The organism is Psychrobacillus sp. FSL K6-4046 (genome assembly GCF_038624605.1).
Classification (GTDB): domain Bacteria; phylum Bacillota; class Bacilli; order Bacillales_A; family Planococcaceae; genus Psychrobacillus.
Genome location: NZ_CP152020.1, coordinates 3,517,692 through 3,543,478 on the forward strand (window position 1 = coordinate 3,517,692; position 25,787 = coordinate 3,543,478).

General features: G+C 37.3%; 25 protein-coding genes. 9 read left to right on the plus strand and 16 right to left on the minus strand.

Annotated features, from left to right (window positions below; all coding sequences use genetic code 11):
• Window positions 1–339: 339 nt before the first annotated feature.
• Window positions 340–1,977: an AMP-binding protein gene (locus MKY09_RS17280; RefSeq protein ID WP_340885843.1), complete on the minus strand. Its 1,638-nt coding sequence runs from the start codon at window positions 1,975–1,977 to the stop codon at window positions 340–342.
• Between the two features lie 165 nt (window positions 1,978–2,142).
• Between MKY09_RS17280 and MKY09_RS17285 the strand changes: the two genes are divergently transcribed.
• Both MKY09_RS17285 and MKY09_RS17290 read left to right on the plus strand, forming a co-directional pair.
• Window positions 2,143–3,312, plus strand: a complete 1,170-nt coding sequence (locus MKY09_RS17285) for an SAM-dependent methyltransferase (protein ID WP_342567186.1) — start codon at window positions 2,143–2,145, stop codon at window positions 3,310–3,312.
• 25 nt (window positions 3,313–3,337) lie between these two features.
• A complete protein-coding gene (locus MKY09_RS17290; protein ID WP_342567187.1) occupies window positions 3,338–3,604 on the plus strand; it encodes a hypothetical protein in 267 nt (88 codons plus the stop codon).
• A gap of 102 nt (window positions 3,605–3,706) precedes the next feature.
• On the opposite strand, the gene MKY09_RS17295 is transcribed toward MKY09_RS17290, so the two are convergent.
• The 7 genes from MKY09_RS17295 to MKY09_RS17325 form a co-directional block, all read right to left on the minus strand.
• A complete protein-coding gene (locus tag MKY09_RS17295; protein ID WP_342567188.1) occupies window positions 3,707–4,999 on the minus strand; it encodes an FtsX-like permease family protein in 1,293 nt (430 codons plus the stop codon).
• Window positions 4,989–5,687 carry an ABC transporter ATP-binding protein gene (locus tag MKY09_RS17300; protein WP_342567189.1) on the minus strand — a complete coding sequence of 233 codons (699 nt, stop codon included), beginning with the start codon at window positions 5,685–5,687 and terminating at the stop codon, window positions 4,989–4,991. The genes MKY09_RS17295 and MKY09_RS17300 overlap by 11 nt, the downstream gene beginning before the upstream one ends.
• A gap of 164 nt (window positions 5,688–5,851) precedes the next feature.
• Window positions 5,852–6,364, minus strand: coding sequence for a PCYCGC motif-containing (lipo)protein (locus MKY09_RS17305; protein ID WP_342567190.1), 513 nt, complete (start codon window positions 6,362–6,364; stop codon window positions 5,852–5,854).
• An 11-nt stretch (window positions 6,365–6,375) separates the two neighbouring features.
• Complete coding sequence (gene fumC / locus MKY09_RS17310; RefSeq protein WP_342567191.1) at window positions 6,376–7,752, minus strand: class II fumarate hydratase; 1,377 nt, start codon at window positions 7,750–7,752, stop codon at window positions 6,376–6,378.
• 20 nt (window positions 7,753–7,772) lie between these two features.
• Entirely contained in the window at window positions 7,773–8,708 is a 936-nt protein-coding gene (locus tag MKY09_RS17315; protein WP_342567192.1) for an HD-GYP domain-containing protein, read from the minus strand.
• Between the two features lie 382 nt (window positions 8,709–9,090).
• Window positions 9,091–10,632 (minus strand): flotillin family protein, encoded by a 1,542-nt coding sequence (locus MKY09_RS17320; RefSeq protein ID WP_169358473.1) that lies wholly within the window; start codon window positions 10,630–10,632, stop codon window positions 9,091–9,093.
• 15 nt (window positions 10,633–10,647) lie between these two features.
• Window positions 10,648–11,160: a hypothetical protein gene (locus MKY09_RS17325; protein ID WP_251553297.1), complete on the minus strand. Its 513-nt coding sequence runs from the start codon at window positions 11,158–11,160 to the stop codon at window positions 10,648–10,650.
• A gap of 269 nt (window positions 11,161–11,429) precedes the next feature.
• Between MKY09_RS17325 and MKY09_RS17330 the strand changes: the two genes are divergently transcribed.
• Both MKY09_RS17330 and MKY09_RS17335 read left to right on the plus strand, forming a co-directional pair.
• Complete coding sequence (locus tag MKY09_RS17330; RefSeq protein WP_169358471.1) at window positions 11,430–12,050, plus strand: DUF47 family protein; 621 nt, start codon at window positions 11,430–11,432, stop codon at window positions 12,048–12,050.
• Window positions 12,051–12,061: 11 nt separating this feature from the next.
• On the plus strand, window positions 12,062–13,060 hold the full coding sequence (locus tag MKY09_RS17335) for an inorganic phosphate transporter (protein WP_169358470.1): 999 nt from the start codon (window positions 12,062–12,064) through the stop codon (window positions 13,058–13,060).
• 39 nt (window positions 13,061–13,099) lie between these two features.
• Here MKY09_RS17335 and MKY09_RS17340 read toward each other — a convergent pair whose 3' ends face one another.
• Window positions 13,100–13,732, minus strand: a complete 633-nt coding sequence (locus MKY09_RS17340) for a pentapeptide repeat-containing protein (RefSeq protein WP_342567193.1) — start codon at window positions 13,730–13,732, stop codon at window positions 13,100–13,102.
• Between the two features lie 155 nt (window positions 13,733–13,887).
• Here MKY09_RS17340 and MKY09_RS17345 point away from each other — a divergent pair, with 155 nt between their 5' ends.
• Complete coding sequence (locus MKY09_RS17345) at window positions 13,888–16,020, plus strand: MMPL family transporter (protein ID WP_251553295.1); 2,133 nt, start codon at window positions 13,888–13,890, stop codon at window positions 16,018–16,020.
• A 121-nt stretch (window positions 16,021–16,141) separates the two neighbouring features.
• Here the strand turns inward: MKY09_RS17345 and MKY09_RS17350 are convergent, their stop codons facing one another.
• Both MKY09_RS17350 and MKY09_RS17355 read right to left on the minus strand, forming a co-directional pair.
• Window positions 16,142–16,750 (minus strand): alpha/beta hydrolase, encoded by a 609-nt coding sequence (locus MKY09_RS17350; protein WP_342567194.1) that lies wholly within the window; start codon window positions 16,748–16,750, stop codon window positions 16,142–16,144.
• A 72-nt stretch (window positions 16,751–16,822) separates the two neighbouring features.
• Complete coding sequence (locus MKY09_RS17355) at window positions 16,823–17,842, minus strand: beta-carotene 15,15'-monooxygenase (RefSeq protein WP_298470839.1); 1,020 nt, start codon at window positions 17,840–17,842, stop codon at window positions 16,823–16,825.
• A 99-nt stretch (window positions 17,843–17,941) separates the two neighbouring features.
• Between MKY09_RS17355 and ade the strand changes: the two genes are divergently transcribed.
• The gene (gene ade / locus MKY09_RS17360; RefSeq protein ID WP_342567195.1) at window positions 17,942–19,690 is read left to right on the plus strand and encodes an adenine deaminase; all 1,749 of its coding nucleotides are present in this window, start codon (window positions 17,942–17,944) and stop codon (window positions 19,688–19,690) included.
• Between the two features lie 532 nt (window positions 19,691–20,222).
• On the opposite strand, the gene MKY09_RS17365 is transcribed toward ade, so the two are convergent.
• Both MKY09_RS17365 and MKY09_RS17370 read right to left on the minus strand, forming a co-directional pair.
• Window positions 20,223–20,597, minus strand: a complete 375-nt coding sequence (locus MKY09_RS17365) for a DUF3221 domain-containing protein (protein ID WP_169358465.1) — start codon at window positions 20,595–20,597, stop codon at window positions 20,223–20,225.
• A gap of 12 nt (window positions 20,598–20,609) precedes the next feature.
• A complete protein-coding gene (locus tag MKY09_RS17370) occupies window positions 20,610–21,080 on the minus strand; it encodes a hypothetical protein (RefSeq protein WP_169358464.1) in 471 nt (156 codons plus the stop codon).
• A 385-nt stretch (window positions 21,081–21,465) separates the two neighbouring features.
• On the opposite strand from MKY09_RS17370, the gene MKY09_RS17375 reads away from it, so the two are divergent.
• A complete protein-coding gene (locus MKY09_RS17375) occupies window positions 21,466–21,840 on the plus strand; it encodes a nucleotide excision repair endonuclease (RefSeq protein ID WP_342567196.1) in 375 nt (124 codons plus the stop codon).
• Window positions 21,841–21,875: 35 nt separating this feature from the next.
• Here MKY09_RS17375 and MKY09_RS17380 read toward each other — a convergent pair whose 3' ends face one another.
• The 3 genes from MKY09_RS17380 to MKY09_RS17390 form a co-directional block, all read right to left on the minus strand.
• On the minus strand, window positions 21,876–22,868 hold the full coding sequence (locus MKY09_RS17380) for an NAD(P)/FAD-dependent oxidoreductase (RefSeq protein WP_298470836.1): 993 nt from the start codon (window positions 22,866–22,868) through the stop codon (window positions 21,876–21,878).
• A 34-nt stretch (window positions 22,869–22,902) separates the two neighbouring features.
• Complete coding sequence (locus MKY09_RS17385; protein WP_251553290.1) at window positions 22,903–23,292, minus strand: thiol-disulfide oxidoreductase DCC family protein; 390 nt, start codon at window positions 23,290–23,292, stop codon at window positions 22,903–22,905.
• A gap of 157 nt (window positions 23,293–23,449) precedes the next feature.
• Window positions 23,450–23,929: a TraR/DksA C4-type zinc finger protein gene (locus tag MKY09_RS17390; RefSeq protein WP_169358460.1), complete on the minus strand. Its 480-nt coding sequence runs from the start codon at window positions 23,927–23,929 to the stop codon at window positions 23,450–23,452.
• A gap of 129 nt (window positions 23,930–24,058) precedes the next feature.
• Here MKY09_RS17390 and MKY09_RS17395 point away from each other — a divergent pair, with 129 nt between their 5' ends.
• Together MKY09_RS17395 and MKY09_RS17400 are read left to right on the plus strand one after the other, a co-directional pair.
• The gene (locus tag MKY09_RS17395) at window positions 24,059–24,685 is read left to right on the plus strand and encodes a YfbR-like 5'-deoxynucleotidase (RefSeq protein ID WP_169358459.1); all 627 of its coding nucleotides are present in this window, start codon (window positions 24,059–24,061) and stop codon (window positions 24,683–24,685) included.
• A gap of 87 nt (window positions 24,686–24,772) precedes the next feature.
• Window positions 24,773–25,417, plus strand: coding sequence for a GntR family transcriptional regulator (locus tag MKY09_RS17400; protein WP_298470833.1), 645 nt, complete (start codon window positions 24,773–24,775; stop codon window positions 25,415–25,417).
• Window positions 25,418–25,787 lie beyond the last annotated feature (370 nt).

The following is a 25,787-nucleotide window of genomic DNA, read 5'->3' on the forward strand; positions in this document are numbered from 1 at the left end:
AACATGAACGGTCCTCACTTTTCCCATTTGCCTGTCGGGGCAGGGATAGGCGCTTGCGCTTTTCTTGGTGGCTAGCTTCAGCGCCTTGGCCCTCGGGTCAAATGGGAAAATACTGCGGTGGCTGAACAGCTGCCTCCTCGCATTTTCCCATTTGCCTGTCGGGGCAGGGATAGGCGCTTGCGCTTTTCTTGGTGGCTAGCTTCAGCGCCTTGCCCCTCGGGTCAAATGGGAAAATACTGCGGTGGCTGAACAGCTGCCTCCTCGCATTTTCCCATTTGCCTGTCGGGGCAGAGATAGGCGCTTGCGCTTTTCTTGGTGTCGATTTCCCAGGAAATATGTCTATGCTTCTATTTTCTCTTTTGACATTTCTCTCAGTAAGAATTTCTGTATCTTCCCTGATGCTGTCATTGGGTATGCATCGATGAATTCAATATATCTTGGTATTTTATGATAAGATATTTTCCCTTTACAGAATTCCTTCAAATCATCTGACGTTAGGCTTTCTCCTGTTTTTAGAATTACCCAAGCCATTAGCTCTTCTCCGTATTTCGGGTCTGGGACACCTACAACCTGTACGTCTTGAATAGCTGGATGCTGATAAAGAAATTCTTCTACTTCTTTCGGATAAATATTCTCACCACCTCGAATTACCATATCCTTGATTCTTCCGGTTATATCGATATAGCCTTCGTCATCCATTACGGCAATATCGCCAGTGTGGAGCCAGCCGTTGTCATCTATTGTCGATTTTGTTGCTTCTTCATTTTTATAGTAGCCTTTCATCACTAAATATCCTCTTGTACATAGTTCCCCTGGTACTCCTGCAGGGGTATCTTCTCCTGTTGCCGGATCTATTATTTTCACTTCTACTCCTGGATGAGCTTTCCCAACTGAGGACACTCTTTTTTCAATTGAATCATCTGTTTTAGTTTGCGTAATAACTGGCGAGGATTCAGTTTGTCCATAGGCAATGGTAATTTCAGTTGCACCCATGTCTTCCATCACTTTCTTCATAACTTCTATCGGACAAATAGAACCAGCCATAATTCCAGTACGTAAAGTAGATAAATCAAATTGCTTAAAATTTGGATGATTTAATTCAGCGATGAACATGGTTGGTACCCCGTGTAAAGCAGTACATTTCTCATCCTGCACTATTTTCAACACTTTCCCTGCATCAAATTGTTCAATGATTACCATTGTGGTCCCATGTGTTACTGAAGCAATTGTTCCCATGACACAACCGAAGCAATGAAAGAAGGGTACAGGTATACAAAGACGATCATGTTCAGTTAGATGAATGTAGTCTCCTACAAGCTGACCATTGTTAACTATATTTTTATGGGAAAGCATTACTCCCTTTGGAAATCCAGTCGTTCCAGAAGTATATTGAATATTAATGACTTCATCATTATGAGTCTCTTTCATCGCATCTTCTAAAGTTTCATCAGATACTCTTTTTGCAAATTCAACGAACTCCGACCATTTATAAATTCCTGGGTAGTCATTTTCACTCATTACAATCACTCGTTTTAAATAGGGAAGTTTTTCAGATTGAATATTCCCTTTTTCTGCTGTATTTATTTGAGGGCAAATTGCACGAATAATGTCGAGATAAGAAGTAGTTTTAAAGGATTCACATAAAATAAGAGTAGTAGCATCTGATTGCTGTAATAGATATTCCAGTTCTTTTTCCTGATAGTTTGTATTAACCGTTACTAAAACTGCTCCCATTTTTCCAGTTGCAAATTGGCTTAATAGCCATTCCCTTTTATTGTCTGACCAAATGGCAATATGTTCTCCTTTTTGAACACCCATGCCAATAAATGCTTTAGCAAGCTCGTCAGTTTCCATATCAAACTCTTTATATGTTTTACGAATCCCATGCTCAGGGTACACATAAGCCTCTTTGTCAGGAAACTTACTTGCGGCTTCCTTTACTATCTCCCCAATTGTTTTTTCATTTAACAACCCAATCTCCCCTTTCGATTGACTACTCACCAATTATATTATCATAAAATTCTGATAGTATAAAAGGTATATAGACGTTTTATCTCTTCTTACACGATAGCTAATCTATCTATGAAATATGTCGTTGTGATACACTAATTTCAAGTATCTTACGAAAAAGAAGGCGATTATATGGAATTCAACGAAATGAAAGACAGCGTATTAAAGCAAATCTTATCTAAACAGCTGATTCAAGCAACAATAAGCCAACCAAGGGCTAAATCTAATGAAATAAAGCGCATCAAACTAAAGCCTATTGAAATAAAAAATATGTACCACATCCAATTAGAATACCAATACGAACGTATTTTAAAGCACGAAAATATTCGAATAGAAGAATTCTCTTCAGCATGGGAAAAGTTACTGGATGACTTTCGCCAAATTCACGTTGATTTTATTGAGGAAAAGATTCAAATACAACTTTCTAAGAAAAATAAAGTGATGTATAAAACTGAAAAAAACACTTCATTGAAACAAGTGGATTTATCTCATAATCGTAAAAAAAACTACTTGTTAGACGAGCATACACCTTATCCTTTTTTAATCCGATTAGGAGTTCAAACTTCTGAAGGAAAAGTAAAAAAACAAAAGTACGATAAATTTAAACAAATTAATCGTTTTATTGAGTTTATAGATGATACTTTGGCTTATTTACCAAAGGATAAAACCGTTCGCATTTTAGATTTTGGCTCTGGTAAATCCTATTTAACGTTTGCCCTTTATCACTATTTAAAAATTGAAAAGGGATTAGACATTCGTGTTACGGGACTTGACTTAAAAAAGGAAGTAATTGAAGAATGTTCGCAAATCGCTAAAGATCTAGACTATGACGATTTGGAATTTTTAGTGGGAGATATTAATGATTATAACGACGAAACTGCCGTAGACATGGTTGTTACCTTACATGCTTGTGATGTTGCAACTGATATGGCACTTGCCCGAGCGGTTAAGTGGAATGCTAGCGTCATTTTAAGTGTGCCTTGCTGTCAGCACGAGTTAAATAGACAGCTTGATGCCCCTGGGTTAAACATTATGCTGAAGCATGGATTAATTAAAGAACGTTTTTCAGCACTTGCTACAGATTCAATACGTGCCGAAATATTGAATCTGGTAGGCTACGAGGCCCAATTAGTGGAGTTTATAGATATTGAAAATACGCCTAAAAATATTTTAATACGTGCCTATAAAACAGGTGGAAAGCCAACCCATGAACAAATAGAAGGCTATGAACAATTCAAAGAAATGCTAAACGCTCAACCATTTCTAGAAAATGAACTTAAGGAATACTTGAATATAGACTAATCATGACAATCCAAGGAGAGAACATATGAAAGATCCAACTTATCAAAAAGTGGTATATGGCATAGTAATGGCTATTGCAGTGATAATTGTTCATTTTTTAAATGTAAGGGTATATCCCCTGCATCCTATTTTCTCTATACTCATCGCTATATTAATAATTTATGTAGGCATTACTGCTGTAAAAAAGTCAGGGAAATTTGAACAGACAATATCAAGTATGAAGTATAACTTACTAAATATGGCGGTAGTCTTCATACTATTCATCGCCTATTTCACAATCGACCCCTCTTAATAGAAAAGCGCAGTCGCCTGTTTCTGCTCCGACAGGCAAATGGGGAAAAGAAATTGTAAAAAGAGGGAACAGATACTTAGGTACCCGTTCCCTCTTTTGCTTTTATAATTCTTGTCTCAAAGCCTGTATAACGTCAATTTTAGTTGCTTTCTTTGCTGGTCTCCATCCAGAAATCATAGCTACCCCAATACTTATGCAAGACGCAATAGCTACAAGCTGCCAAGGAATTAACGAAAACGTTAAATTCATACCCGCAATACTTTCCTCCTCTAATGCCATGCCTACAACAATTGGCAAGACTAGATTAGCTAAATAACTCACTACATAAGAAATAATTACTGCAAGCACAGTTCCAATAATACCGATCCATGCACTTTCCATGAGAAACAGTCGACGGATCAATTTTGGGCTAGCCCCAATTGCTTTCATCACTCCGATTTCTCTTGTTCTCTCTGTAACCGCCATTGTCATTGTATTAAAGATACCTATAGATGAAATTAAAACTGCAATCGTACCTACAAATATAAGTCCTATTTTAAATGCCATAAAAAATACATCTAACTGCTCCAATTGCTCGGAAACAGAGTAAACACTGTAACCCATCTCTTTAAGTTCATCTGTTGCAGCCTTGACGTCCTCTAGACTAGCAGTAAAAACTTTCGTTTCTGTGTATAGAACCTCTTCCGGTACCTCTGCTACATTCGCTTTATAGGATGCCATTAATGTTTCCGTCCAAGATTCATCCATTAGGACAATTTTATCGACTATCCAGTCTTTTGCTGGTTGCTTAGTAACCCCTACAATTGTAAACGTCCATTGTTCTGGAAAGGTATCCTCTTGACCATATGGCTTCATGACTAGAGTAACCTCTTTACCTAGTATGGATTCTTCATACCCTTTCGGTATTTCTCCGTCCTCTGCTGCTCCATCTTCCCAAGTCGCAAACTCTTGTTCTGTCCACAAGTTTTCTGCGAAGTGATAGCCAACAATAATTTCATTACCATCTTTAGGCATTCTACCCTCGGATAATGAAAGGTTTGAATTTGTTTCTTCTTTAAAATTCGTTAGCTTGGAGTTTCCAAAAATTGTTCTATCCTCTAATTTGAAAATAGTTTCGACGTCTATGCTAGCACGTTGAACAACTGCTCCGACCGAATCTATATTTTTTATTTCCTCATAATCGATTACGCCTTCGTTACCATACACTTCTACCTCTGTAATAGCTTGGTCCTCTAAGATTTCAGAACGCATCATATCTTGTACACCAAACCCTATAGAAGCTAGAACGATTAAAAATGCACAACCCATTGTTGCGGCAAGCACTGTCATAAATACTCGTAGTTTATTTTTCTTAATATGCTGGGATACAAATTCTAGCTGATCCTTAAATAACATGAGACATATCCTCCTTGCTAAGTTCTCCGTCGTGCATCTTTAACTTGCGGTGTGCGATACTAGCTACCTCTTCATCATGAGTGATAATAACAAACGTAATCCCCATAGTTTGATTGAGTTCTTGAATGAGAAGTAGAATGTCCTGCTCTGTCTCTGAGTCTAGGCTACCGGTTGGCTCATCTGCCAATAAAATAGGGGGACTCGTGATTAATGCACGAGCTATACTAACCCGCTGTTGCTGCCCACCAGACAATTCATTTGGATAATGATCGGACACAGAATCTAGACCTACCTTTTTCATAATTTGAAGGACGGTTACTTTACGTTTTTTAGCAGAAATTCCTTTCAGCTTTAATGGCAGCTCCACATTTTCAAAAGCAGTTAAACCAGGCATCAGCTGAAAGTTTTGAAAGATAAAGCCGAAATTATTTAAGCGAAAGGCTGCTCTTTCGGTTTCATTTAACTTAACAGTCTCTTGACCATTTATAAGAATAGACCCTTGTTCTGGACTCATAAAACCTGCAAGCGTGTTCAATAAAGTAGACTTACCCGAACCACTTTTCCCAACTACGGCCACAATTTCTCCTTGTTGTACGTCAAAGGAGAGATTCTTTAGTACAGGCACCTTCTTCTCTTTTCCTTTCTTTCCAATTAAAAATGTATGATTGACATTCTTTACATGTATCATGCAATACCCCTTCCTTATTACCTTCTATTCATTATAGGTAACGTTTCTTAACATTCAGGAAGGATAAAAATGAAGAAATTCTTAAGAAAGACAACTAACTTCATGAATTTGGTGCAAAAAAAAAATGTTCCCTCTCACTTATAGTGAGAGGGAACAGTTATATTTTAAGAGGGCATTGGTGTGTCAGTTGGTTTTGAGTAGCCTTCTTGATAAGCCTCGTCTATGGCCTGGCGAATTTCTATAAGTGACTTACCTTCTTGAACCATGTTAATTGAGGCAACGGCAGTTTCTAAGCACGCTGCACAGCGAGTACCATGGTCATCCCATACGACTTCACCATTTTCTTTAATTTCCTGTACAAAACAGTTGAAGTTGCTTTTATGGCCTGCACTATCTCCGCAACCACAGTAACAAGGCATCCACTTGAGTACATCATTAGCTTTTGCTGCAGCTTGATAAATCAGCTGCATATTTTCAGGCTGTTTTTCTAGAAACTTAGGAAGCACATCAGTTGAAGAAGTAGTTTCTTGAATATCCCCATTAGCTAAATGAGTCGTATGGTCGTGATCATGCTCCTGATGATCCACTTCTTCTGCAGCCTTGTGACTTTCTTCTTTTTGACCACAGGCAGCAAGCACCAACATTAAACAAAATAATAAAAATAGAATTTTTTTCATATATACCTCTTTTATATCATTTTTTCTGGTCTAACAATTTCATCAAACTTGTCAGCAGTTAGCAGCTCTAATTCGATAGCTGCTTCTTTTAGAGTTGTACCATTTTTGTGTGCATGCTTAGCAATTTTTGCAGCATTCTCATAGCCAATGTATGGATTCAAAGCAGTTACAAGCATTAGAGAATTATTAACATGATGTTTAATTGTTTCTAAGTTTGGTTCAATCCCTACTGCACAGTTATTATTGAAGCTAATAATGGCATCACTTAATAAGCGAACGGATTGTAAGAAGTTATGAATAATTACAGGCTTGAAGACATTTAATTGATAGTTCCCTTGGCTTGCTGCAAAACTGATTGAAGTATCATTCCCCATAACTTGTGCTACTACCATCGTCATTGCTTCACTTTGAGTAGGATTTACTTTACCAGGCATAATAGAGCTTCCTGGTTCATTTTCCGGAATAGAGATCTCTCCGATACCAGAACGAGGACCACTTGCAAGTAAACGTACATCATTAGCAATCTTCATTAAATCAGCTGCAAGTGCCTTCACAGCACCGTGTACATAAACAACGTCATCATAGCTTGTCAAAGCATGGAATTTATTCTTAGCTGAAGTAAATTCTATTCCTAGCTCTTTAGAAATTTCTGCTGCTACTAAATCACCAAAACCTTTTGGAGCATTCAAACCGGTACCTACAGCTGTACCTCCAACTGCAAGCTCTTTCATATCTTCCACTGCTGTATTAATCATTTTAGAAGACTTTTCAAGCATTCTATGCCACCCACTGAATTCTTGGCCAAGAGACAGTGGCGTTGCATCTTGTAAATGCGTACGTCCAATTTTAATGATTTCCATAAACTGTTCAGATTTTTTACCCAACGTCTCTTTTAAAACGTCAATTGCAGGCAATAACTCTTTTTCGACTGCGAGTACTCCAGCAATATGAAGTGCAGTGGGGAAAGTATCGTTAGAGCTTTGGGATTTGTTTACATCATCATTTGGGTGAAGTCTCTCTTCACTACCTTTTTCCTCTAATAGCTGATTACCTCTATTGGCAATGACTTCGTTAACATTCATATTAGACTGCGTACCACTACCAGTTTGCCAAACAACTAATGGAAAATGATGGTCTAGCTTTCCTGCTAGTATTTCATCAGCTGCAGCTGCGATAGCATCTTTTTTTACTTCTGATAGATTACCAAGAGAATGACTAACGATTGCCGCTGATTTCTTTAATAGAGCTAATCCATGTACTACGCCAATTGGCATTTTTTCTGTACCAATTTTAAAGTTTTCTTTAGATCTTTGTGTTTGAGCTCCCCAAAGACTATCTTGTGGAACTTTAATTTCTCCCATAGAATCACGTTCAATACGATAAGACATTTTTTTCTCTCCTTTTTCATTTACCACTGATTATTTTTTTCTTGCAACATTTCGAGAAATTCATCTAGCACCTTTGGATTAAATTGAGTTCCTCTACCTCTCTTTATTTCGAGGATAGCGTCTTCAAAGGTCATTGCCCCACGGTAAACCCGATTAGTGGTCATTGCATCAAATGCATCTACAACAGAGACGATAGAAGCTTCTAAGGAAATTTCTTCCCCCATCAGTCCAAAAGGATACCCTTTTCCATCATACCTTTCATGATGCTGTTCGACAATAAAAGCAGCTTCCCGAATACAAGAAATTTCATGATTTTTCATCATTTCAGCCCCTAAAGTAGTGTGCATCTTAACTACTTTCCATTCATCTTCTGTTAGTTTTCCAGGTTTATTTAGAATCTCTATAGGAATGGCGAGCTTACCAATATCATGAAAATAGGAGCCTATACTTAACCTTCGAACTCCTTTACTTTTTAAGTTCATTCTTTTCCAAAGTTCAATCGAATAATCTCTTATCCGTGCGCAATGATGATAAGTATAACCATCCACTTCTTGAATACGGAGAGCATCGCGATGAATAATTCCTCTCTCCATGAAGTTTTGGGTAAAATATTTTTTAGTCATTTCTATTAAAATGTGCACTTCTTCCTTTGCCTGACAAGTAATTAGCGTATTTAGCATGACTAAATCTAGTAGATCACCTGGCCGAAGTATTTTATGTTGGTTCCAGTACACTATTTTTAAACTGCCAGCTAAAATATAATATTTTTCTACGTAATTGCTTTCATTACATGGGTTAGAATAAATCCAGGTAGTGCTTGCAGGGGTGAGTGTATAAAGCGCATAAGAAATATCGTCTGAGCTTCCAATATAAGTTGTAATTGTTTTATCAGTAACTACCCTAGGTAGACTCTGCTTTTCTCTAATATCGTGAATTTGTTCTTTTGTAAGTATCATTGTCCCTCCACAATTCTACAACATTCGACAATCTAACCTTAATTATACATTTAGTTAATAGTAGAATCAATTTCATAATTCTGAAGTTTTTATGAAACACGAACAATCAAAAAAATAATAAAGGCATTTATATGCTTTTATTAAAAAATGATTAGAAATGAGTTTTCCAATTAATTGCCTACCGGGTCTTATGATAGGTCTTCCCTATCTCTATGGAGTATGTATGAAATAACTATTTGTGTAAGAGATCACTTTTGAGTGTCAGCCGGTCACTACCAATTTATAAAAGAAATAACGTTCGTGTTTAATCATGATAGGGTTCTTTATGAAAGGAAATATAAAAAACGGACTTCCAACTTAGGAAAGTCCGTTTTTTTAAATGTTATACCTCTTGTACCTCGCGTACTTTTGTTTCTTCGTTCGCTTTTTTCACTTCCTGTGTCAATTGCTCAATGCTCGGTCTTATATTACCCTTTCCAGCATAGTTTTCTAGCATATTCTTCACATCAATTCCTGAGGAAGCCTTTAAAGTTTCTTGTAGGGTAGACATAAGATTTGTAGCGTATGAGGTAACCTTATTGGCACCTCCGCCTTCTCCTCCACCAGTATCTACTACAGTTATCTTATCGATATTTGAAAGTGGACTAGCAATTTGTTTAGCATATTCTGGTAGCATTTTAACAACCATATCTAGAACTGCAGCTTGCCCATACAGATCAAACGCTTCAGCAATTTTTTGTTTAGCTTCAGCTTCTGCAAGTCCCTTCAGTCGAATTATATCTGCTTCTGATTCACCTTGCGCACGTTGCGAGTCAGCTTTTGCTAAACCGTCTAAACGTACTTTTTCTGCATCTGCTTTCGCTTTTGCCTCAATGCGATATTTTTCTGCATCTGCCTCTGCCATTTCACGAGACTTGGATGCAGCAGCATTTTGTTCAATAGCATAACGGTCTGCATCTGCCTTTTTCTTTACCTCTGAATCATATTGCTTTTCACGACGCAATATCTCTTTCTCTTCAAGCTCAATTTGCTTTTGACGTTCAATAATTTGAATTTGCATTTCCTGCTCTGTTACTTCTTGCTTAGACCTTGCCGTCTCCAACTCATAGGCTTGGTCGGCACGTGCCTTAGCAATGTCTTGCTCTCGTCGGTATTCTGCAACCTTTAACAGATTGTCTTTTTCTGCTTCTGCGATTTCCGTTGCTCGTTCAATTTCAGCTTTTTGAGCTTCCTTCGAAGCCATTGCACGTTTAATACGTGTTTCCTTTTCTGCTTCTGCTGTAGCTATATCCGCATCACGCTTAACTTGTGCGATTCTTGGCTTACCTAGAGAATCTAAATAACCATTTTTATCTCGAACATCTTTGATTGTAAAAGAAACTATAATAAGACCCATTTTTGCTAAATCCTGCGACGCAACACGTTGTACCTCTTGCGAGAACTTATCTCTATTTTTATATATTTCCTCAACTGTCATTGACCCTAAAATGGAGCGAAGATGACCTTCTAATACTTCTTTTGCTTCATTTTCTCTGTCCTGTTTAGATTTCCCTAAAAACTGCTCAGCTGCAGTTGCAATTTCTGAAATGGAACCTCCGATTTTAATAATAGCGGTCCCATCCGCCATAACTGGAACACCCTGCTCGGTATACACTTCAGGTGTTGTAACTTCTAGTTTACTTGATAATAGACTAAGAGGTTCACTTTGCTGGAATACAGGAAATACGAATGTACCGCCACCTCTAATAATCTTAATGCGATTGCCCGAGTCATCTGTATGAACATTTTTAGAGCCTAAGTAGCTCCCTGTAACGATTAAGGCTTCATCAGGACCAACCGTTTTATATTTGGTTATATAGACAGCCAGCATGATTAAAACTACGAATACAACAACCCCTATTACAACTAACATTTCCAAGCCCATTTAAAATCCCCCTTTTTATTTTATAAAAGGCACATATTCTTTTACTAAAAAAGTGCCGTCTTTCACTTCAATTATTAAGACCTGTTTTTCATATTCAATCTCTTCATTGTCTAAACCAGTAGCTCTTTTAGCGATGAGTCCATTTACTGTCTCAATAGTGATTTCACCATACCCGTTTGAGGGTATAGGAACAATAACCTTTCCGACTTGCCCTAGTAATGACTCGTTTGTGTAAGCTGTAGAGACTTCGGCTGAGGAGAGAGGTAAAAGTACAAAGAAGTACAGTAAAAAGGTTAAAAAGATGGATATCCCTACAGCCACGGTAATTATAACGGTTTCACTCCAATTAGTAACTTTAAGGAGAATAAAGCCCGCTGCACAAATGAATAATAGAAAGGAGAGAATTGTAGTCGGATTAAAAATCCCTGCTTCCATGCCGTCTATTGCATCTGCAAATAACACATAAAGAATAGTAATAAGACCAATTACAATTAAACCATACAAGAAAATTTGTTCTATTTTTCTCACCACTTTTCCATTTAATAACTTCTTTAGTAGTTATACGTATCTAAATTCAGAAGGTTTCAATATTTTTAATAATTAGTACACTATCATTTTTTTCTATATAAAGTAGCTTTTATTGTCAAATTTTAATCTTTTTTAGACGCTTGAATTGTTACAGGATTGTAAATTTATCGATTTTAAAGTAAAAAGTGTGTTGATTTTGTAAGTTTTTTGGTATGCTATTTGAGGAAAATTCATACTAACTACACCATTTTAAAGTCTAGGAGGCTTTTATGATTAGCTCAAAAAAACAAGATCCTTTTTTCCTATCCCTTTTAAAGATAGCTGAAAACGTACGTGAAGCCACTCATTATGCAGATGATTTCCGTATTAATAACGCTTCAGATTTAAAAGAAATTAGCTTACACCTTAAGAATTACGAAACAGCTGGGGATACATTAATCCATGAGTTGATTGTTATGTTAAACAAATCATTTATGACTCCAATTGAACGTGAGGATATTCTGGAACTAGCTATCCGAATGGATGACATTCTAGACGGAATTGACAATTTTACGGCACATCTTGAAATGTTCACATTAGTTGAAATTGATGAGTCAATGCGTACATTCCTAGGCTATATTGTTAAAAGTACGGACGAGATTGTAAAAGCGATGGAGCTATTAGCTCAGAAGAAATTGCTTAAGATGCATGAACATTCCATTCTAATCAAGGATTATGAACGTAAATGTGATGAGGTGCTTCGTACTTCCATTAAGCAGCTTTTCTTAAACGAAAAAGATCCGATTCGTATTATTCAATTTAAGGATATTTACGAGCAATTAGAAGATATCGCAGATTATTGTCAAAACGTAGCAAATACGCTTGAAACAATTATTATGCGTAACGCGTAGGAGCTTTCATTATGGATACTATTTTTATATTAACGATCCTAGTTGTGTTTTTTGCCCTTGCCTTTGACTTTATCAATGGTTTCCATGATACCGCAAACGCAATTGCCACTTCTGTTTCAACAAGAGCTTTAAAACCAAAAGTTGCAGTTTACATGGCCGCTATTATGAACTTTGTGGGTGCTCTAACTTTTACAGGGGTTGCTAAAACAATTACGAAGGATATTGTCGATCCTTTTACACTTCAAAACGGATCATTAATTATTTTGGCAGCTTTACTTTCAGCGATTATTTGGAACTTAGTTACCTGGTATTACGGAATTCCATCTAGCTCATCTCATACCCTAATTGGTTCTATTGCAGGGGCAGCTATCTCTGCGGCAGGGTTTGGAGTTTTAAATTATGATGGGTTCACTAATATCTTGATAGCTTTAGTCGTATCACCATTTCTTGCTTTAGCAGTTGGATTTTTAATGATGTCACTATTTAAGGTGATTTTTAAACGAGGAAGCCTTTATGGGACAAACAAAAGATTTCGTATCTTCCAAATAGGAACAGCAGCACTTCAATCGTTTACCCATGGTACAAATGATGCCCAAAAAGCAATGGGGATTATAACGATGGCCCTTATTGCTGCACAATGGCAAGCTACAGACGACATCCAGCTTTGGGTTCGTATTGCAGCAGCAACTGCGATGGGTCTTGGTACATCTATCGGTGGCTATAAAATCATTAAAACTGTTGGTGGTAAGATCATGAAAATCCGCCCTATTAATGGGGCAGCAGCTGACTTATCGTCTGCTATGATTATTTTTGGTGCTACAACCATTCATTTACCAGTTTCTACAACACACGTTATTTCTTCCGCTATTATGGGGGTTGGAGCAGCTCAGCGTGTGAAGGGTGTAAAATGGGGAGTCGCTAAAAAAATTGTATTAACTTGGATTATTACTCTACCGATATCTGCCATAGTAGCAGCTATCATCTTCCAAGTCTTAAATTTACTCTTTTAATTAATTAAAACCTCGTAATTGAATACGAGGTTTTTTCTTTTACTCTTTTATAATCACTCCTAACGATTTGGCAAATCCTATAGCTTGTTCCATGGAAACTGTGCAGCCTTTTAAATCCTCAAGGGATACTAATAGGTTTTCATATGTAGTGCTGCTCAAGTCAACCCCATCTAAAGATGTATCCGTAAAGTTAGCCTCATCTATTTCACATGCTTCGAATTCAATATGCTGTAAGGTGGCATCAATAAAGTCTGCATGATTTAATGTACAGTTATTAAAGGATACCTTTTTCAACTTAGAAAAACTTAGATTCAGGTAGTTCGCATGGTTTTCACAAACTCTCACATCAGTTAGCCTCGCATCCGCAAAATTTGCTCCAAAGAGCTTACACGCTAAGAATTCCACTCGATGAAATACTGCCTGTTCCATTACTACATTAGAAAGATCACATTTTTCAAAAATACAATCTATAAATTCCACTTGGTATAAATGTAAATCCACAAAGGAAGCTTGTTTGAAAAGTACTTGATCAAAGATTATCTTTCCTTCTGATTCCTCAATACCTTCAAGCGAACAAACAGTGGAGTTGGAAATATAATAATCCTCTTGTAAAGCTTCGTTTAAATTAATTTGTTCTGGGTTCTCATTGAGTTTTGGAGATGTAATTTTCACTTATATTCCTCCTTCAAAAACTTTCTTTTATCATAGCATTATATTAGCAGTTAAACTTGCTTTCCATTACAATAAAAAGGAAACTCTACCACTGAAACGGGTAGGTTTAACATAAGAGCTATATTACTACTTGGCTTTATCTAAGGAGGAAATATATGAAATTTTTAGCTAACCTGGTGACACGCCATTATAAAGTCACTTTGGGAGTTTGGATCATCCTGTTTGTGGCTCTTGCTTTTTTTGCATTACGTCTTCCATCTTTATTGGAGGGTGACGGCTTTAAAATGGACGGAGAACACCAGCAAGTAATGGATGAGCTAACTGAAACCTTTGATTTACCAGCCGAGACACTCTTCATCGTATTCGATCAAACATCCGATCAAACAATACAAGATACGTTAGATGATATAGAAAACTTAAAAATAGTGAAAGATATCCAATCACCCTTGGAGGATTCTACTCTCTATAAGGAAAATGTATCATACGCAATGTTGCACTTTAACACGGATACCGAGAACATGTCAGAGGTAGTTGATGACATTCGTCAATCTATCGGAAACGAAAAGGGTGTCACTTTAACTGGGGCTGCCGCCATCAATAAAGATATTAACACGGCAAGCCAAAAGGACTTGGCTAGTGCAGAAGCAATCGGTCTTCCAATAGCATTGGTCGTTCTGCTCCTTGCATTTGGAAGTGTAGTTGCCGCTTTGGTACCAATTGCTGTGGGTATTGTCACAGTAGTTTCAGCACTTGGAGTCATGACATTCTTTGGCGAAGCCATGGATTTATCTATTTTCGTCCTTAACATAGTTCCAATGCTCGGGCTTGCGCTAAGTATTGATTTTGCTTTATTACTAATTAATCGTTATAAAGAAGAGCTTACCGAAAAGTCCGTTGTAGAGGCTGTCCAAGTCTCTATAAAAACAGCTGGTCGCTCTATTATTTTCTCTGCACTTTGTGTATTTATTGGACTTGGAGCCATGTTTGTATTAGAAGTAGAGATCTTTCAAAATATAGCTCTTGGTGGTATGCTTGTCGTCGCTATGGCAGTATTGGGATCCATTACCCTATTACCAGCCTTACTGATGGTATTAGGTGATCGTATTAATAAATGGACTATCTTGCGTGTGAAGCCTGGTGCCTCTACCAAGTGGAGAAACTTTGCCTCCTTTGTGATGAAGCGACCTGTTACTTTAATCATTGTAGCTTTTGTGTTGCTCGGGATAGGTATAATCCCGGTAAAAGAAATGACATTAACCATCCCATCAGTAGAATCTCTACCTAAGGACTATGATTCCCGTCAAGCTTATGAAGTGATGGAGGATGAGTTTAATATGGGGGACCAGTCTACGATTTACGTGGTGGCTGATCGACCAGGTGGCTGGGAAAATACAGATGGCCTAAACACTATGAAAAATTTAGAAGAGCAGCTTTTGAAGGATCCTGATGTTAAATCAGTAGATACTGTCTTTTCGGCTAGTGAAATACCTACCGTCGAACAGTGGGAGCAAAGCATGTTGATTCCAGAGGTTTCAGGTCAGCTCACCCCACTATTGGATACCTTTGTCCAAGGTGACAAATTAATGATTCCAGTTACATTAGGACTTAATGGCTCATCTGATGAAGCACAGGATTGGGCAAGAGAATGGGCTGATAAAGACGTTGGCACAGATATTTTATTAGGTGGTCAACCTAAGTTTAATCAAGAAATATTTGATGAAATTTTTGATAAGGTCGGGATATTGCTAGGAATAATATTGGGCTCTACCTTTATCATTTTAACCATCGCCTTCCGTTCCGTGCTTATACCTTTAAAAGCAATTATTATGAATGTAATTGGTTTAGCCTCCACGTTTGGCATACTTGTTTATATATTTCAGTATGGCCATTTTGGTTTAGAGGAAACGACCATTGCCTTAATAATTCCAGTCATTGTTTTCAGTTTAGTCTTTGGGCTAAGTATGGACTATGAGGTATTCCTCATCTCCCGTATTCAAGAGGAGTATATGAAACATCACAATAATACGAAAGCAACTGTAGATGGATTAACCTCCACTAGTAAAATAATTACCTCTGCAGCATTAATTATGATTGTTATCACCGGTGCATTTGCCTTCACAGAGGTTATGCCAGTCAAGCAAATTGGTATCGGAATAGCTATAGCCGTGGCTATCGATGCTTCAATTATCCGCTTACTATTAGTTCCAAGCTTGATGAAACTTTTTGGTAAATGGAACTGGTGGCTACCTTTTAGAAAGGGACCTTACAAAGCGAAAAACTTCCATTAAACAATGGGTACTAAACCTTTAAAGAAACCGGAATACAACAAAGCCTAGTAGATACTCATACTCTACTAGGCTTTGTTTTTAGGTTAGAATAGATTACTTCCAGGTCAGTCAATCGACTCCTCTAGAATTTCGCTTGATACCATTCCTTTGCAGCTTGTACTTCGCTTTGTGTTAACTGATGACCGTATTCATGCCAGTGCATCTCCACACTAGCGCCTGCATTTTGCAATAAGTCCTTCAGTTCTTCAGATTCAGCTGCCGGGCACATAAAGTCGTTCTTTCCTGCTCCTATGAACACCGAAGTACCTGACATGACTGGTATCTCTACTCCACGCCTCGGCACCATCGGATGATGGAGAATCGCACCTTTTACGACATCCTTATATTCAAATAAAAGGTTCCCTGCAATGTTAGCTCCATTAGAATAACCAATCGCTACTACTTGATCACGATCAAATTTATAGGTTTGAGCTGCTTCATCTAGGAAGCTTTTTAATTCCTCTGTACGAGCCTGCAGGTCCTCGAGATCAAAAACCCCTTCCGCAAGACGTTTAAAAAACCGAGGCATTCCGTTTTCTAGCACATTCCCTCGCACACTCAGAATATTAGCTGAGCTGTCTATCTCTTTCCCTAGTCCAACTAAATCATGCTCATTACCACCTGTACCATGCAATAACAATAAGGTCGGTCTCGAAGAATTCTCCCCTGGAAAAAATAAATGCTTCATCATTAAAAGCTCCTCTTTTATCTCGAATTTGAGATAATTATAGCCAACATATATTTTCTCGTCAAATGATGCGCTTTACGTTGTTTCTAATATTTCCCTCAGCCTTTGTGGTTCATCTACTCGGATGGCAAACTGCGTAACTACTTTTTCCTTCCCCATGAACATTGTCGCCTCTATAGGTTCATGCAAGTGGATTAAGGCTTGGGGTTCTAATGGTTCAAAATCACGATACATAAATTGAAGTGTGTGCTTATCCGGAACAGCCACACCCCATTCTACATTCTTAATTAGATGTAGCGGGACAACAATTCGAGCACTAAGTCCTTGTGTCACATACAGGTTACCGTTTTTTATCTCTGCGGGGTGTAAACGTGTTACTTGGATATCAGCTAGGAAATAGAAAACACTATAAATATTAAAGACCAATAACACGAATGACAGGAGAATCGATTTGTCGTGTAGCCACCAATGAAGCCCAATTGTTTCTATAATAATTGCATGTATAATCATTACATTAAAAGCAATGTAGCTTGTTTTTTTGTGTAAAGTAACTATATTTGGATGACTAGGGGCCTTCTTTTTCCACGTAAAAATTGCATAATAAAACATTAAAAGTTCAGAAACGATTATACGTATAAGAATATTTTTTGTAACTACCTGTTTAATAGAAGGTATTAGGCTAAACAATGGCGAAGTTTTCATTTCCGTCATGGAAGCTTTAATTTTTGGGGTTTTATAGATGACCAAAAATATTAAACTTAACTCTGCCAAGATCAAAAGTGCTTCCAAAGCAATTCCCAGATATAGAATTCCTTTAAACGGGGAAAACAATTCGGAAGGTATAAAAAATCTAGCAATAACTAATCCTCCAACCATAAGACCCATTACTTGTTTGAAGGAAATCTTAAAGATTGCATAAACGAGTAAAGGTGCAACAATTGCTAAATCTATAAGAGACCCAATAGCAACTCCGCTATTAAGCTGAAGTGAAAAGAAATCCTGCACTTGTGGTCGATACACTAGAAAATTAGAAAGAAGTACTAGCAGCAAAAAAGCTAAGGCTATATTCGCAGTCTGTGTTTTTCGATAAACCATTTCAATCCCTCCCTGTACGACTATATTTTAATTATAGCTTTCCTTATAATCCCAGCACTACTATAATTAATAAAATATTCAAAAAAGGAGCACAAATTTGTGAACATTCGTGTAGAACAACTAAAAGAAAGAATTTTAGCCTCTCAAGGGAAAGAACAAGCTGATTTCATTCTTCGCAATGCGAAGATAGCAGACGTATTTTCATTAGAATGGAAATTAGCAGACATTGTTGTGACAAACGGTCATATCGTCGCAGTGGATACAACTGGAGCATTTATAGCAAAGGCTGAGCAAGACGCTGAAGGTAAGTATGTCGTCCCTGGTCTAATTGACGCTCATATACATATCGAATCTTCAATGGTAACCCCATTAGCATTTAGTCGAATACTCCTTCCACATGGTGTCACAACAGTTATTACAGATCCTCACGAGATAGCCAATGTCTCCGGAGCTGACGGGATTCAATTTATGATAGATGAATCTTTAAAAAGTGAGATGGATATTCATATTATGCTACCCTCTAGCGTCCCAGCCACACCTTTTGAACATGCCGGAGCCGTCCTAAAAGCTAAGGATCTACAACCTTTCTTAACTAAGGAGAAGGTCCTTGGGTTGGCTGAAGTGATGGACTTCCCTGCTGTCCTTTCGGGAGATTCTGATATGTTAGACAAGATTGCAATGGCCCTTGAAGCTAATGTTCCTATAGATGGTCACGGAGCTGGACTTAAGCCAAATCAAATTAGAGGCTACCGAGTGGCAGGTATCCATACTGATCATGAATGTATAACGGCAGAAGAAGCATTAGATCGAGTAGCACAAGGGATGTATGTTTTAGTTCGGGAAGGCTCTGCAGCCAAAAATTTAAGAGACGTACTGCCCGCTGTAAACACACAAAATGCACGTCGATTTATGTTTTGTACGGACGATAAGCATTTGGATGAATTGATAGAGGAAGGAAGCATCGACCATGCCATACGTCTAGCTATCAAGGAAGGAATGGAGCCATTACAAGCAATTCAATTAGCAACATTAAATGCCGCTGAATGCTACAAATTGTATAACAAAGGTGCCATAGCTCCAGGTTTCATTGCAGACTTTTTTATGATTGATAGCCTGGAATCCTTTCGTGCCATTTCCGTTTGGAAGAATGGACTAAAGATTGCTGAAGATAACAAAATGCTAAAAGTAAATGCTTCCGAAGATTACTTACCACAGCATATTGCAAATACTGTTTCATTACCAACGCTTTCAGTAGCTGACTTTTCCATCCCCTTAACCAATGATGGAACCGCAAATGTTATTGAAATAATGCCCAATCAAATTACAACTCGTAAAAAAGTGCTAAAGGTTCCTGTAATAGAAGGTTTCTTCACTCCTTGTACAGAACATGATTTACTTAAGCTAGCAGTAATTGAGCGACACCAGGCATCAGGGAACATTGGTCTTGGAATTGTGCACGGGTTTGGTATTAAGATGGGTGCAATAGCAACTACTATCGCCCACGATTCACATAACATGGTTGTACTTGGGACAAATGATGAGGATATGCTTGCAGCCTGTAAACATTTAGAGAGTATACAGGGTGGGGTTGTAATCATAAAGGATGGAAAGGTGTTAGCTTCCCTCTCCTTACCTATAGCAGGTTTAATGTCCGATAAACCTGCAACGCAAACTGCTAAAGAGTTAAAAATTTTACATGAATCAATAATCTCCATTCATCCGAACTTAGATTTCCACTTATTATTAACTTTGTCATTTGTAAGCTTACCAGTTATACCTGAACTAAAATTAACTGATACCGGGCTTTTTGATGTAGTTGCCTACAAGCACATTCCAATTCAGGCATAGGTTCATTCTCCCCTAAAGGAGTCAACTCGTTTCCTATAGGCTTTGACCATATAAAAGGGCGTGGTCGTCACTATCTTCATGACCACATCCCTATTGTGTTTTATGGATTAGCTAGTCCCTCCCTCTTGTTTTAATTGTCTAAAGTTTACTACTAAAATCCTTAACGTTCTTGCATACCTCCCTTCATTTTTTAAATAAAAAGGGTAGGGTTGATTTATAATGTAAAGAAATCTTAGATTAGAGAGTAGAATTGATTTATCACACCAGCCGGACGCTTTCCTCGGGGTGAGCAAAAAGTAGAAATATCTTTAATGTATTGATAAAGCGGTAATAAATTTAATCGCATAAACAAAGCTGAAAAACTTTCACCAACCCCAATTTCATCATCCACTTATGTTCTTAATAGCCATTTGAAAGTTACTTTGTTTATGTTTACAATCACTATAAAAATGGTTAGTCAAAATCAACCAGTAACTTTAACAAACTAATAAAAAAATTCCCCATAGCAATTAGCGCTATGGAGAACTTTAGATTATTCTTCTACTTTTTCAATCGTTTTAGCTTCACCTGATGCTGGATGGGATTCCTTTAGGGATTCATATCCGACTTTGACTAGATCATACAATTCTAACTCATTGCGCTGAGCCATCGAAATATTAAACCAAGTAGCACTTTTCCCAGCTTCTAGTGCTTCTTCTACCGATAAAGTGCGCGCTTCATCTTCACTTAAATCTTCTACAACAAGAATACCACTGTCCTTCGTGTCTATAATAATCCCAGTGATATAGCCAATTGGCTGTGCTTGAGTAGGATTATTCTCAAAGAAGTTCATGATGAAGTAAAAGGTCGTTCCAATTGCGATGAGTAAAATCCCAATAATAATTACTACCGTTGTTTTACCTTTCATACAAAAACCTCCTTATCTTTTTGCAGTAAGACGGAAGCCTTCTTCTAAAAGATATGCTTTTGCTTCATTGTAGGTGCCAAAGCTCTCCTCTAGGTTATAACCATGGTAGACATTCCAAAGAGTATCCTCTTGTAAAAGAGTTAGCTTAGAGCTTTCTTTGTTTGTCCATTCCTCCTCTACTTCTTCGTCGATCAATTCCTCTTCCTCAGTCGCTAAATAGGCAATAGAATCTTTGATCATTTGGCGTAGTTCATCTGCTGATACTTCTCGAATATTAACTAATCCTTTTTCTTTTGCTTCATATTGCGGAAGATCTCCAACATACACAAAGCCATTGCCATTAGGATGTAGATGGTAGATTACAGTTGTTTTATCATATAAGCTTTCTTCATAATGGTAGTTAACTCGCTTCATCGATACTTCTTTACGAGTTAATTCAGGAAACTCTTGAATAATTGCTTCTTTCTCTTCAAATGTTAGCATATGATTCCTCTTTCTTTTCTTATCTTTAGTTTATTATTATAGCATAAATTCTACCCTCTTCGCGTCCACCACTCTGCTACTATTATAAAACAAATGACAACCGCAATTGCCACAGCAAAAAACCAATCAGGTATGCTTCCCAATATTATATCCTCCTAACAAACCCGTACTAACTATGGCAAATATATATTTCTTCTGTTCAGGAGACACATCTCTCCTTCCATTCTAGCTGGGCTCTACCTTATTATCCTTAAAATTACTATACTTGTTCCTATTAATTATATTCACTTTATTTTACTTCACATTTAATCCCGTCTCTTGCGAATAGATATTACTGCTAAATTGTGATAAACTAAAGGACAGACAATAAGAGGACGTGAGAGAAATGATTAAAATTGAATTACCAAAACCAACCGTTACTATTACACAACGCACGCAAGCACTTAAAGAAGGAGAAGTTGAAATCCCATCTATCTATGGATTTATCGATTTCCACCAAATCCCTCGTGATAAAGGCGGCATCTTTATGTTTTATAACAAAAATGATGAGCTATTATTTGTAGGAAAAGCCCGTAAAATTCGTCAGCGCATTAAAAAGCATTTTGAAGATAATGTTTCTCCGATGATTAAACATCGCGACGAAGTTTACAAAATTAGCGTGTGTATAGTGGAAGAGGCTATGGATCGTGAAATATATGTAACATATGCGATTAATACCTTAAAGGCTAAATACAATATTGATAAAGTATTTTATAAGTAAGATATCTCATGCCTCATGATAGAGGCATGAGTTTTTTATTTTGTTTCCTCAAAAATACTCGTACTGTGCTTTGGCTGCACTCTTGCTTTCGGATCTAATGAAGCTTTTATATGACTGATTGCATTGGGAACTTCACCAAATCCAACTGCAATTAGCTTTACTTTACCTGCGTGTGTACACACATCACCAGCAGCATATATGCCTTCTACACTTGTTTCCATTTTTTCATTCACTACTACCGAATTCTTTTCCATTTCTAGACCCCAGCTTTTCAGTGGTCCAAGAGATGCTACGTTGCCATAGTTGACTAGCACATGGTCTACAGGAATTCTTTCCTCTACTTTATCCTTGCTCACTACAACAACTTCTTGAATACGTTCTCCATCACCAATTAGTTCTTTGACCGCATAGGAAGTTTTAACATGCACTTTTGAACCTTGAAGCTGTTGTACGGATTTTTCATGAGCCGTGAATTGCTCACGACGATGGCAGAGGGTTACTTTTGAAGCAATATTCTCTAACATTAACGACCAGTCTAGGGCAGAATCTCCGCCACCCAGTACTAATACATTAGAATTTTGAAAGTCATTTAAGTCCTTTACTTTATAATATAAATTTTTACCCTCATATTCCTTAGCTCCAGGAACAGTTAATTTACGTGGTTGAAACGAACCTACCCCAGAGGTCAGAAGGATTGTTTTGGAGTAATGTGTATCTTTGTCAGTTTTCAATATAAAATATTCATCGTGCTTCTCCAGTTCATTTGCAGTTTCCTCTAAACATATTGTCGGGTCACTATAGGATGCCTGTTCCACTAAATTAGCTACTAAATCCTTTGCCAATATTTTAGGAAGACCTCCAATATCATATATATATTTATCTGGGTAAAGCTCCATTAGCTGTCCGCCTAGCTCTGGAAGGCTATCAATTATTTTCACCTTTAAATCACGGAGCCCCGCATAAAAGGATGCAAACAATCCAGTTGGACCTCCCCCTATAATTGTTACGTCATACACTTCATGTTTCATGTTGAACAATCACCTCATTAATCTATTATTTACTTTATAAGAAACGGCTTCGTACTTCTGGAGAGGGTATCATACAGCTCTCCTTTTTACCAAACCAACGATAACGATTTTTTGCGATGAATTTGTAAACACTGTTTCTAATTGGTTTAGGAACAAGTATGAAAATATAAAGATACCTCCATAAACCACTTAAATTCCTACACACTCTTAACGCTCCATCGGAAAATTTGTAGACTTTTTCATCTTCTATCAAGATGAAACTATCGATGTGATTCGAGATACCATATTTTTCTTTCAATTCCACTCCCGCATCACTTTGAAGTGCAGCAAACTTAAAATAACCACGAGTGTCTCGTTTTATTATAAATTGAACACTGGAATCACAAAAATTACATTCTCCATCAAACATAACGATAGCTGCCATTTAACATTCCCCCTTGCTTCTAGTGTATCAGAAAGAATTTGGACTGTTAAATGACAGGGGCTAAATTCCCTTAATACTTTTGACGGAGAGAATAGAGAGCATAAAATAGAAAAAAAAGATGCCCAATACACTTTGGAAATGGCATCTTTTAATTAGTTTATTTGTCTTGCGGAGTATCTGATGAGCCATAGGATTCTACATCCTCGAAGCTATTACTGTAGTCTCTAAGTTCCTTTTCTTCCTGTTCGACTGGACGGTCTGTATCAGGTTTTAATATATCTTCTTCGACTGGGCGGAAGTCTTCTATCTCCTGTTGGGCGTCCTCAATACAAGTTAATGCTGTTGGTTTAGCTTCTAACCGTTCTATAGGGATTTGCTTGTTGCATACCATACATTTTCCGTAAGTCCCCTCATCCATAGCCTGAAGCGCAGCCTTAATATCTTCTATTTCCTCTTCATTATGCTTTCGTATGGCTAATCTTGTATGCTGGTCAGTTAAATCCGTTGCATTGTCTGCAGGATGATTATCGTATTGGGATAACTCCGTTGTTTCAAATTCTTCATCGCTATTTAAACTTTCCTCTAATTCTTTAAATCGGTTAAGTAATTCCTCTTTTAGTTTTTCATATTTGGCCATGTCAATTCCTCCTTAGGTTAGTATAGGATTACCCGAAAGTCGGGAAAATAAAACTAAATCAATTCGCTAGAGTTTCTCTTACATAAAATACGGATATGTTAGTAATATATAGAGAAGGAGTGATTGTAAATGGGAATTCACCGTTTTTTTATGAGCATGAATGAGTTGGAGAGAATTATACGAGCACCAGGAAGATTCAAATATGAAGAGCATAATGTAGCAGCCCATTCTTGGAAGGTCGCTCAATATGCAATGTTCTTTGGAACTATAGAGGAAAATCATGGAGCGACAATTAACTGGAAATCTTTGTATGAGAAAACTATTAACCATGACTTTGCAGAGATTTTTATAGGTGATATTAAAACACCAGTAAAACATGCTTCTCCTGAGTTAAAACAAATGCTTTCACACGTGGAAGAGAAAATGATGGAAAAATTTATACTAAATGAAATACCTGAAGAATTCCAACCTGTATTTTTTGATCGAATGAAAGAGGGTAAGGACGAAACAATTGAAGGTCGTTTGCTAGAGCTAGCAGATAAAATGGATCAGGTTTATGAAGCTTTTACAGAGCTACAGCACGGCAATACTGACCCAGAATTTATCAAGATGTATGAGACTGCATTAAGAAAGATATTACACTTACCACTTAAAGAAAGTGTTACCTATTTTAAGGAAGTCATGCTCCAGGATATTATTGCTGAGGAATCTGTCATAGACGTTAAAAATATTACGTTAAAAATTTTAGTAGAATAAGGAAAATTTTTCAATAAAACCTGCGATATATTGCATAATATAGTGTATAATATGAAACAACTAATACTTTTTGAAGGAGGTTGTTTTATGCCTATACCAATTGACCATACCAAACCAGTACGTACTACCGCTAAGCTACATGCGTTCAATCAGCTACAACAATGGATTATCGATGGTACTCTTCAACCAGATGAGAAGCTAAACGATATAGAGCTAGCACAAGCTTTAGGTGTTAGTCGTACACCAATAAGAGAATCACTTCAGCTATTGGAATCCCAGGGCTTTGTATCCATGCAACCAGGAAGAGCAACACAGGTTACTCCTGTGGAACCGGAGGACATTTATAATTTACTCCCTCCTTTAGCAGCATTACAAGCGCTCGCAGCTGAACTTGCAACTCCTAATATGGACGAAGAAATTTTAAATATGCTCGAAGAAAAAAATAAAGAATTCGCAACGGCGCTGCAAGCTAAAGAATTTACTAAAGCACTAAAAATTGATGAAGAATTCCATCAGCTGATTGTGGATCGTGCGAATAATCCATACATATTCTCTATGGTAGAAATGCTCCAGGCTCATGTAAGAAGACTTTATTATTACGAAAAAATTAATTTAAGAGAGCAATCAATCGAACAACATCAAGAATTAATTCAGTTGTTTAAAGACAAGGAAGTTTCAAAGCTTACAGAAGTAATGCGCGCTAACTGGATTTATACTATAGAAGAATTTTAGTTACCTTAAAAAAATAGCTTTGTTAAAGTTATTGGTTGATTTTGGATAGACATTACGTTTTTATACTGACTGTACAATTTAAATGGCTAGTTAGAACATAATTAGATTATTGCGTGTGGTTGGAGTCAGTTTTCCGGTATTATTTATGCGAGTAATTTATAAATAGAATTTATTGAAATACAGCCCTACTCCATTTATTGATTGGAGCGCCAGACGGCGACTCCTGTGGGATGAGTGAGACAGTTAAGACATCACAACCGCGCGCGTAAGCGACGGGTGATGGCTTAACGCTCACCCCACGAAAAAGCGTCCGGCTGGCGCGGAAATCAATACTACTATCCGATTTAGAAAGCATCCTAAATCAACCCTA